Source organism: Aeromonas sp. ZOR0002 (genome assembly GCF_963866995.1).
GTDB lineage: Bacteria > Pseudomonadota > Gammaproteobacteria > Enterobacterales > Aeromonadaceae > Aeromonas > Aeromonas caviae.
Genome location: NZ_CAWMFQ010000368.1, coordinates 7,209 through 17,342, shown reverse-complemented (window position 1 = coordinate 17,342; position 10,134 = coordinate 7,209). Strand labels below are relative to the sequence as shown.

Here is a 10,134-nt window from a genome sequence, read left to right as displayed (position 1 = left end):
CGCCTCGATGGCGGCGTTGAGGGCCAGCAGGTTGGTCTGCTCTGCGATGCCACCGATGACCCCGAGAATCGAGCCTATCTGCTGCACATCCTGCTGCATGGCTTCGATGGAGTGTGCCGTGGCCTCCACCTCCGTCACCAGCGCAGTGACGCTGGCCATGGCCTGATCCACCACCTGACGCGACTGGTTGGCCAGTTGCTGGCTCTGGCCGGTCAGCTGGGCAGTATTGGCCGCGCTCTCCGATACCGAGACGGCAGTACGGCTCATCTCGTTGATGGCGGTGACCACCTGTTCGGTCTCCCGCACATGCTCCGCCAGCAGGCCCTGGGCTGACCCCGTCTGCCTCGCCAATGCCGATATCCCTTCATTGAGCTGGCCACTCGCTTGTCTCACCTCCCCCATCATGCCCTGCAACTGCTCGATGAAACGGTTGATGCCCGCCGAGATCTGGCCGAGATCATCCTTGCTGGTTACCGTGAGCCGGCGGGTCAGATCCCCATTGCCCTGGGAGAGCTCCTGCACCAGGTCGCGCAGGGAGAGGATGGGTCTATAGGCCAGGTTGAGGGCCACCATGGAGAGGGCCAGTACCAGCGCCGCCACCCCGAGCAGGGCCAGGGTGATCTTGCCGTTGAGCGCCTGGGTCATGGCCCGGATATAGTCGAGATCCACATAACCGGTCAGGGTCCACTCGCTGCCGCGAATATCCAGCTTGTTGGGGCGGCTCTCGCTCTCTCCCTGGGGCTTGCTGCTGTAGAGCACCTGTCCCTGACTGTCGGTGAGGGAGAAGTAACGCCCTTCCCCGCTTACCTTGGTCAGCAGCGTCTTGAACTCGCTCATGTCGAGGTAGTAGAGGTAGGCGGAGTCGGCACCGCGCGGCACCAGGATGGAGATGACGGGTTTGCCGTCCAGCAGCTCCAGCGGGCTGACGGTGATCTGGTTGTTGGCGGCGGGGATCAGCTTGCGCAGGGCGTCAACCCTGGCCTTGTCGTCGATGACCCCGTTCGCGTCGAATGCCATGTCGCCAATGAGCTTGACGATGTTGTGAAAGCCGGTCTCCTGCAGCGCCTTCTTGACGCTGGTCACCCCGAGGTTGAGGTTGGCGGCCAGCAGCACCTTCTGGTTGATGTCACCCGCCAGCTTCTCTCTGACCAGGGTGATCTGCTCGTTGATGTTCTGGGTGGCCTGGGTGCGGATGTAGCCGCTGATGAAATGGTTGACGCTGAACCAGGCGGTACCGATGGTGACCAGAATGGCGAGCAGCAACAGCACGTTGATTTTGACTTTGAATGCCATGGTATGGGTCCCTCCAAAGAGAAAGGGCCGGGATGACCCGGCCCTCCCTGCCAATGCTTACTTCTTCTTGGCGTACTTCATGGAGTCCAGGGCTACCGCCAGGATGATGATGCCGCCCTTGATGATGAACTGCCAGTAAGGGCTGACACCGATGTAGGTCAAACCATAGTTGATCAGCGTGAAGATAAGTACGCCGGTGATCACACCCGCGACAGTTCCCACACCGCCGGCAAACGAAACGCCCCCCACCACGCAGGCCGCGATAGCATCCAGCTCGTACATGAAGCCGAGGTTGTTGGTGGCACTGCCGATCCGCCCCGCTTCCAGCATGCCGCCGAAGGCGTAGAAGACACCGGCCAGGGCATAGATGACCACCAGGTTGACGGCGACGTTGACGCCGGACACCTTGGCCGCTTCCGGGTTGCCACCGATGGCGAAGATGTTCTTGCCAAAGCGGGTCTTGTTCCACAGCACCCAGACGAAGACGCTGGCGATGGCCGCATAGAAGGTCAGGTACGAGAGCTTGAACCCGCCAATCCGGATGAAGCCCTGCGCAAAGTTGGAGAAGCGAGGGTCAAACCCGGCCACCGGGGAGGCCCCCACGGAGTCAAAATAGAGGGAGTTGATGCCGTAAACGATGATCATGGTGCCCAGGGTGGTGATGAAGGGCGTCACGTTCAGGTAGGCGACGATCAGGCCGTTGACCAGACCAATCAGGGCGCCCACCACGCACACCAGGAGGATCACCGCCGGAATGGGCACCTCCCCCAGGGTGGGGAAGACCTTGTTGACGTTGGTCAGGGCCTGCAACATGGTGGCCGCGATCAGCGCCGCCAGACCGACCTGACGACCGGCCGACAGGTCAGTACCCTGGGTGATGATGATGCCCGCCACCCCGAGGGCGATGATGACCCGTACCGAGGACTGGGTCAGGATGTTGCTGAGGTTGGTGAGGCTGAGGAAGGAGGGCTCCTTGATCACGATGATCATGAGCAACACCAGCAACACCACATAGATGCCGTTCTCTTTGAGCGCCTGCATCAGATTGAAATTTTTAGCCGACTCCATAATGTCTTCCTGTCTTTATAGGTACAGAGATGCCAGGCGCAGGATCTCGCTCTGGTCAGTTTCTTTGGTGTTGACGATCCCCGCGACCCGGCCATTGCTCATGACCATGATGCGGTCCGTGATGCCGAGCAGTTCCGGCATTTCGGAGGAGATGATGACGATGCCCTTGTCCTTCTTCGCCAGCTCTAGGATGAGCTGGTAGATCTCGAACTTGGCGCCGACGTCGATACCCCGGGTCGGTTCATCCAGCATCAGGATCTCGGGCTGGGTCAGCAGCCAGCGACCGATGATCACCTTCTGCTGGTTGCCACCGGAGAGGGAGCCGATCTGGGTCTGCTGGGTCGGTGTCTTGACCCGCATGGAGTCGATGACCCACTGGGTATCGCTCTTCATCTTGTTGTCGCTGAGCAGCCCCATGGATCCCTTGTAGTTGTCCATGTTGGCGATCAGGGAGTTGAAGGCGATGTCGAGGCGTGAATAGATCCCGGTGGAGCGGCGCTCCTCGGTCACCAGGGCGAAGCCGTTCTGGATCGCCTCGTGGGCGTTGTGGTTCGCCACCTCTTTGCCGTGCAGCTTGATGGTCCCTTCGCTGCGATCGCGGATGCCGAACAGGGTCTCCACGATGTCGGTGCGCTTGGCCCCCACCAGACCGGCGATGCCGAGGATCTCCCCCTTGTGCAGGTTGAAGGTCACGTCCTTGATGGAAGGCTGGTTCTTGGCCGTCAGGTGCTCGACCTCGAGGATCACCTCTTTGGGCTGGTTGGTTTTTTCCGGGAAGCGCTGGGTGAGCTCGCGGCCGACCATCATGCCGATGATCTGATCCATGGTCATGCCCTTGAGGGGCTGGGTCGCCACCCACTGGCCATCCCGCAATATGGTGATCTCGTCACAGAGCTGGAAGATCTCTTCCATCTTGTGGGAGATGTAGACGATGCCGCACCCCTTCTCCTTGAGCTTGTTGATGATCTTGAAGAGGTGGTTGACCTCTTTCTCGGTCAGGGAGGAGGTGGGTTCGTCCATGATGACGATCTTGGCGTCATAGGAGAATGCCTTGGCAATCTCGATCATCTGCATCTGGGAAACCGACAGGGTGCCGACCTTGACCCTGGGGTCGATGTCGATGTCCAGCTCCTCGAAGATATGCTTGGTGTCCTGATACATCTTGCCGTGGTCGACAAACAGTCCCTTGGTGGGATAGCGGCCGAGCCACATGTTGTCCATCACGGTGCGTTGCAGTACCAGGTTCAGCTCCTGGTGCACCATGGAAACGCCATTCTCCAGCGCCTCTTTGGACGAGGTGAAGTTGATCTCCTGTCCCTTGAAGAAGATCTTGCCCTGATCCTTCTCGTAGATGCCGAACAGGCACTTGAGCAGCGTGGACTTCCCTGCGCCATTCTCGCCCATCAACGCATGCACAGAATGAGGACGGACCCGTAAATTGACATTATCGAGTGCCTTGACGCCAGGAAAGCTCTTACTGACGTCAATCATCTCCAACAGCCATTCTGATTGTTGCCGTGTTGTCATATCAGCCATCACATCTGGTTGAAAAGAGGGCAAGGGGATCTCCCTTGCCCTGAGGGGAGGAATTACTCGAATTGGGACAGGTTGTCTTTGTCTACGCCCACGTAGGCAACGCGGACGACCTTGTTGTCGATCTTCCAGTTGGTGCCTTCACCGGCCGGCTTGCCTTCGGCCAGGTTCTTGGTCAGCTCGAAGGTGGCCTTGGCCTGGTTGGCCGCATCGTTCAGCACGGTACCGGCCATGGCACCGCTCTTGACCATGGCCAGGGCTTCCGGCAGGGCGTCAACACCGAACACCGGGATGGCGGTCTTGCCCTGGGCCTTCAGGGACTCCACGGCGCCCATCGCCATGCCGTCGTTGTTGGCGATGACCACTTCGATCTTGTTGGCGTTCGGACCGGAGATCCAGGCGTCCATCTTGTCCTTGGCCATGGCGGTATCCCACATACCGGTATCCATGTGCAGCTGCTCGGTCTTGATGCCGCCATCGTTCAGGGTATTGACGACGTAGGTGGTGCGGGCTTCCGCATCCGGGTGGCCAGGCTCACCCTTGAGCAGCACGAACTGGATGACGCCATCCTTGTTCAGATCCCACTCGGGGTGCGCTTTCCAGTGCTTGGCGATCAGCTGGCCTTGAATGATTCCGGACTCCTTGGAGTCGGTGCCAACGTAGTAGGCCTTGTCATAGCTGGCCAGGTCGGCCGCGCTCGGTTCCTTGTTGTAGAAGACCACGGGGATCTCGTCCGCACGGGCTTTCTCAATCACGACAGGGGCCGCCGCCGGGTCAACCAGGTTGATGGCCAGGGCCTTCACGCCCTTGGCCAGCAGTACGTCGATCTGGTCGTTCTGCTTGGACTGGTCGTTCTGGGAGTCGTTCATCAGCAGTTCCACACCCGGGGTGGCCGCCGCTTCTTTCTCGATGGCCTTGCGCACCACGGCCATGAAGTTGTCGTCGTACTTGTAGACGGTGACCCCGATACGGGTATCGGCCTGGGCTTGGGCTCCCGCCATCAGTCCCATCAGCAAGGTGGCAACTGTCGTGAGTTTTTTCATTGTTATGCTCCGATCTCTATCTGTTTTTTGTAGGGAATGCTGTACACCGTTTGAGCTGGCGCCAGCCTAATGTAATCAGTTTGTTGTGAGGCGGTCTGTGATCCTGGCAACAAAATGAAAACGTTTACACTCTGTTACATAGCCGTAATATTGTTAAAAATTAAATAGTTACGTGAGAAACCGCCTTTGGATCTCGCCATCTCCCGACGGCGGGTCCGGCTAGCTCAGACGGCAGTGCCACTGATAACGCCCCGGCAACAGCCAGAACTCGGGCCGCACGCTCTGGCTCCAGGAGTCGTCGCCTCCCACCCCCATGTGGAAGCCATCGAGGCACAGGTGCGTGCCCCCCAGAGCCACCAGATCGGTCTGGTGACGGGCTTCGGCCAGCTGCTGCTGACTGTAGCGGCTGACGCTGAAGTGGAAGCGCCCCTCCACCGCCAGATCCCCCAGTTGCAGTGCGCGGGTATCGCAGCGCAGTCCGTTGTCGGTGGGGAAGACATAAGGGGTGTGCAACGCCTCGATGGGCAATTGCCAGCGACCGAGATCGGCGGCGAGCCGGCGATCCGGGTAATTCTCGTGGGGGCCAAGCCCCAGCCAGCTCACCGGGGCACCTTCGGCCGGTTCATCGGCCAGCCAGAGCCGGGCACCGATGCGCGGCAGGGAGGGCATGTCGGCGGCCACCTCCACCTCGATGGCGAGGTGCATGGCGCCCTCCCCATCCACCCTGTGATGCCAGCGGGTCAGGATCTTCGGCTCGTCACCCACGAAGTAGCCGTGGTGCGCCGTGATAAGACCCAGCTCCGGACTCGCCTCCAGGCCGAGACAGCGGTGCTGCAGATCATTGAGTCCGGCCTCCTGCCAGCGGGCAATCCAGGCGTTGGGATCGGCGTGATCCGCCTCGCTGGTGCCGATATCGTTGTCGAGCGGCGCCCGATAGAAATGATCGGCGATGGCGTCGCGCAGCCGCTCGCGGCCCTGCTTCTGCCAGCTGACGATGCGACCACTGGCCTTGTCGAGCTGCCACAGGGAATCTGCGGCGCCAAGCACCCAGTGATCGCGCTGCTCGGTCAGGCTGACCGCCGGGCAGGCCGACGGCAGCGCCAGGGGCGCGGGCAACAGGCATTGCTGGCGAGCCACCTCGTGACCCGCTCCGGCCCAGGCCGTGGCGGTGGGCTGCACGATGGCGAGATCCAGCCAGGCGAGCGCCCCCGGCGCAAAGGCCGGCAGTTGCTCCAACAGGGTCAGCGTCACGCTCTCCCGAGGGGCCAGCTCGAGCGGGCATTCACCCTGGCTCACCACCACGCCGTCTTCACACAGACGCCACTGCAGAGTCTCGTTATCCGTCTCGCGGAACAGGTATTCGCTGCGGATCTCCACCGTCAGCGGCTGGCGACCCTGCAGGGTAAGAACAAAGGGCTGCTGGGCACGCCGGGCTTCAAACAGGGAGGGATGGGGGGTGCGATCGGGGAACAGCAGGCCGTTGCAGCAGAACTGGCGATCGTTGGGAGTGTCGCCGAAGTCGCCACCATAGGCCCAGAAATGGCGGCCATCGTCGGTCTGCTTGTCCAGCCCCTGATCGACCCAATCCCAGACAAACCCACCCTGCAGCCGCGGATGATCGCGAAATGCCTGCCAGTAATGGGCATAGCCCCCCAGGCTGTTGCCCATGGCGTGGGCGTATTCGCACAGGATCAGCGGCCGGGTCTCTTCCGGCAGGCCGATCCACTTGGCCAGCGCCCACTTGGGCACCGCCGGGAAGGGTTGATCCTGGTGGGTACGGGCATACATGGGGCAGATGATGTCGGTGGCCGGGGTGTCGGCCCCGCCCCCTTCGTACTGCACCGGGCGGCTGGGATCCGCCCCCTTCACCCAGCGATACATGGCGTCGTGGGCCGGACCATAACCGGATTCGTTCCCCAGGGACCAGATGATGATGCAGGGGTGGTTGAAGTCCCTGGCCACCATGCGGGTGACCCGCTCCAGGAAGGCGTTGCTCCAGGCGGGATCCCGCGCCAGCCGCCCCATGGGGGTCATGCCGTGGGTCTCCAGGTTCGCCTCGTCCACCACATAGAGGCCGAGCCGGTCGCACAGGCGATAGAGCTCGGGGTGATTGGGATAGTGGGAGCAGCGCACCGCGTTGAAGTTGTGCCGCTTCATCAGCAGCAGATCCTGCTCCATGTCAGCCGGGGTCACCACGTGACCCGTAGCGGGATGGTGTTCATGGCGATTGGCACCACGAATCAGCAGGGGTTGGCCGTTGACCCGCAGCAGGCCGCCACGGATTTCCACCGCCCGAAAGCCCACGTCATGGGCCTCGCTCTCGAGGACGCTTCCCTGCTCGTCCAGCAGGGTCAGGGTCAGGCGATAGAGGTGCGGGGTCTCGGCGCTCCACTTGTGTGGGGCCGTTACCGTCAGCCACAGCTCGGCGCGATCGTCATACACCCCTTTCTCGTCGATGGCCTGGGTGCCGATCCGCTGGCGCAGGGTCGCCACCCGCTCGTCGCCATCATAGAGGTTGGCCTCCACCGACAGATCGGCTCCGTTGGCCGCCTGCAATTCAACCTTGAGGCGGGCATCCCGGTAGCAGGCGTCGAGCTCGGGCGTCACCCGGATATCCATCAGATGACGGGCCGGTTTGTGCAGCAGGCTGACGGAGCGGAAGATGCCGCTCATGCGCCACATGTCCTGATCTTCCAGATAGGAGCCGTCAGACCAGCGCAGCACCAGGACGGCGAGGCGGTTGGCCCCGGCCTGAAGGAAGGGGGTCAGATCGAATTCCGCCGGCAGCCGGCTGTCCTGGGAGTAACCGACCCAGTGGCCGTTGCAGAAGAGGTGAAACGCGCTGTCCACCCCGTCGAAGATGATCCGGGTCTGCCCCTCGGCCAGCCAGTCCGCAGCAACGGTGAACTCGCGGGAGTAGCAACCGGTGGGGTTCTCGGCAGGCACCCGCGGCGGGTCGCAGGGAAAGGGGTACTTGATGTTGGTGTAGATGGGCACATCCGTGACGGGCCGCGCCCCCGGATAGGCCGCAGCCAGTTGCCAGTTGCCCGGCACCTTGATGGGGCAGGCATCCGGCAGATCCTCCACCAGCCACTGCTCCGGCACCCGCTCCGGGGCCTCGAACCAGGAGAACTGCCACTCGCCGTCCAGCAGCAGGCGGGAAGGTGACAACCCCCCCATCCTGGCTTCCCCTTCACTGCGCCAACTGGACAAGGGGGTATGGGCTGGCAACCGGTTCACGGCGGTGATCCCCTGGGTCTGCCAATCCTGACGGGCCACTATCTCCCTGAGCATGCTTCACTTCTCCCTGCATTCACGCTGAAAACCACTGCAGTGTAGGAGAGTTTTGCCCGGTGATCGGCGATCCCGCTCACACAGATGTAAACGATTACACTCATTTTGTTAAGTAAAACGGAGTAAAAATCGGATAAATCCGGGTAAATAACCCACGGGGGAAAAAGCGGACCTTCGGAAGGGCAAAAGATGCCCGGGAGTGTGAAACCGGGAGGCAATGGCCGAACAAGCGGAGCAAGCCATGGCAAAGACCCGACATCACGCCCCCCTCGCTCCATCAGGCGTTGGAGCGCCTCAACCCGGTTCCGGGCACACAGCCCGGCCTCTCGAAGGAGTGTGCAGAGACCACGATCGCCCCTGCCCGGCGCAGAGAAAAGCCATGGCAGGCGTCTGGCAGGATCTGGCCGGAAGTGAGGCTCGGCAGGCCGGGGGAGAGGGGCTCGTGACAGACGAGCGGGAAGAGCTGCCGAGTTCGGCAGGCAGGGAGTGTGAGGGGACGGTTGTCACTCCTCAGGCAACCCTCTGTGGTCTGCGCTAGCCATGCTCTGAGCTATCTATCGTCTGAGCTATGGGGGGCGCGTTATGGGCTGCAGTACGGGTTCGCCAGGTGCAGCGCTTGCGCCGACGGGGGCGCAAGCGCTGCGATCAGGACCTGACGGGAGCGACCGAATGGCGGTTGATCAGGGTGGGGGTATAGATGCGACTCTGCACCGATTCGCTCTCCCCTGCGGCGAGTTGCAGCGCCAGCTTGGCCGCCTGGGCCGCCATCAGCTCGATGGGATAGCGCATGGTGGAGAGCTTGGGTCTCAGGTATCTGGCGTAGATGATGTCATCGAAGCCCACCACAGAGACCTCTTCCGGCACCTTGAGGCCGTTGTCCGCCAGCACAGAGATGGCCCCTGCCGCCATGGCGTCGTTGTAGGCCACCACCGCCGTGATGGGCAACCCCTTGGCCAGCAGGTTGAGCATGGCGCGCTCGCCCCCCTCTTCATTGGGCATGCCGCTCTCCACCAGCTCGGGATCGGCGAAGACCTCCGCCTCCGCCAGGGCATCCTGATAGCCCTGATGGCGCAACAGCGCATCCTCGATGGCGTGATCCGAGCTCAGGAAGGCGATATGGCGGTGGCCGAGATCCAGCAGATGACGGGTGGCGGTCGCCGCACCCTGGCGGTTGTTGAGGGCGATGCAGCGCCCCCTCAGACTCGGAATGTCGCGGTTGATCAGCACCATGCCGGGGGCGCGCAGGGCGTAGTCGACCAGCTCCTCGTCGCTGAGCGCCTTGCTGTGCACCACCAGTGCCTCGCAGCGTTTGCCGATGAGCAGCTCGATGGCCTCCCGCTCCTGCTGGGCGCGGTGAAAACCATTACCCATCAACAGGTGCAAGCCCTGCTCCACCGCCACTGCCGCGACCCCTTTGACCAGGGCGCCGAAGAAAGGATCCGCCACGTCCCCCACCACCACTCCCATGGTGTCACAGGTCTGGCTGACCAGGGCCCGCGCGTTGGCGTTGGGGGTATAGCCCAGCTCGGCCATGGCCTTCAGCACCACCTCGCGGGAGGCGGCACTGGCCTTGGGTGAGTTGTTCATCACCCGTGAAACCGTTGCCACTGACACATTGGCCAAACGGGCGACATCCTTGATGGTGCTCATGCTGTTTTCACTTATTTCACGCTGCAACTGGCCGCATTATACCGTTCAATGTCACTGATAACAGGGGGGAAAAATCAGAACTTGCCACATTGGTCGATGAAAACAAGTGTAATCGTTTACACATATTTGTTAAGCAGCTCACAGTTTGCCCGTCAGCCCCTCGGCTAGACTCCTGCTCAGGCTTTCCTGATGCGAGGAGTTGAGGGTGGAACAACGGATGAAAGTACTGGTCACCGGCGGTTGCGGCTACATC

6 protein-coding genes are annotated in these 10,134 nt (G+C 61.8%); all 6 read right to left on the bottom strand.

Annotated features, from left to right (window positions below; translation table 11 throughout):
* Nucleotides 1–1,293, bottom strand: a 1,293-nt coding sequence (locus tag AACR77_RS19655) for a methyl-accepting chemotaxis protein (RefSeq protein WP_042882354.1), incomplete at its 3' end; no start/stop codon positions are given.
* 57 nt (nt 1,294–1,350) lie between these two features.
* Nucleotides 1,351–2,361: a galactose/methyl galactoside ABC transporter permease MglC gene (gene mglC / locus AACR77_RS19650; protein WP_010676014.1), complete on the bottom strand. Its 1,011-nt coding sequence runs from the start codon at nt 2,359–2,361 to the stop codon at nt 1,351–1,353.
* 15 nt (nt 2,362–2,376) lie between these two features.
* Complete coding sequence (gene mglA, locus AACR77_RS19645; protein ID WP_010676015.1) at nt 2,377–3,897, bottom strand: galactose/methyl galactoside ABC transporter ATP-binding protein MglA; 1,521 nt, start codon at nt 3,895–3,897, stop codon at nt 2,377–2,379.
* 53 nt (nt 3,898–3,950) lie between these two features.
* Nucleotides 3,951–4,937, bottom strand: coding sequence for a galactose/glucose ABC transporter substrate-binding protein MglB (gene mglB / locus AACR77_RS19640; RefSeq protein ID WP_042882352.1), 987 nt, complete (start codon nt 4,935–4,937; stop codon nt 3,951–3,953).
* A 219-nt stretch (nt 4,938–5,156) separates the two neighbouring features.
* The gene (locus tag AACR77_RS19635) at nt 5,157–8,231 is read right to left on the bottom strand and encodes a beta-galactosidase (protein WP_042882350.1); all 3,075 of its coding nucleotides are present in this window, start codon (nt 8,229–8,231) and stop codon (nt 5,157–5,159) included.
* Nucleotides 8,232–8,876: 645 nt separating this feature from the next.
* Nucleotides 8,877–9,881: a substrate-binding domain-containing protein gene (locus AACR77_RS19630; RefSeq protein WP_042882348.1), complete on the bottom strand. Its 1,005-nt coding sequence runs from the start codon at nt 9,879–9,881 to the stop codon at nt 8,877–8,879.
* Nucleotides 9,882–10,134 lie beyond the last annotated feature (253 nt).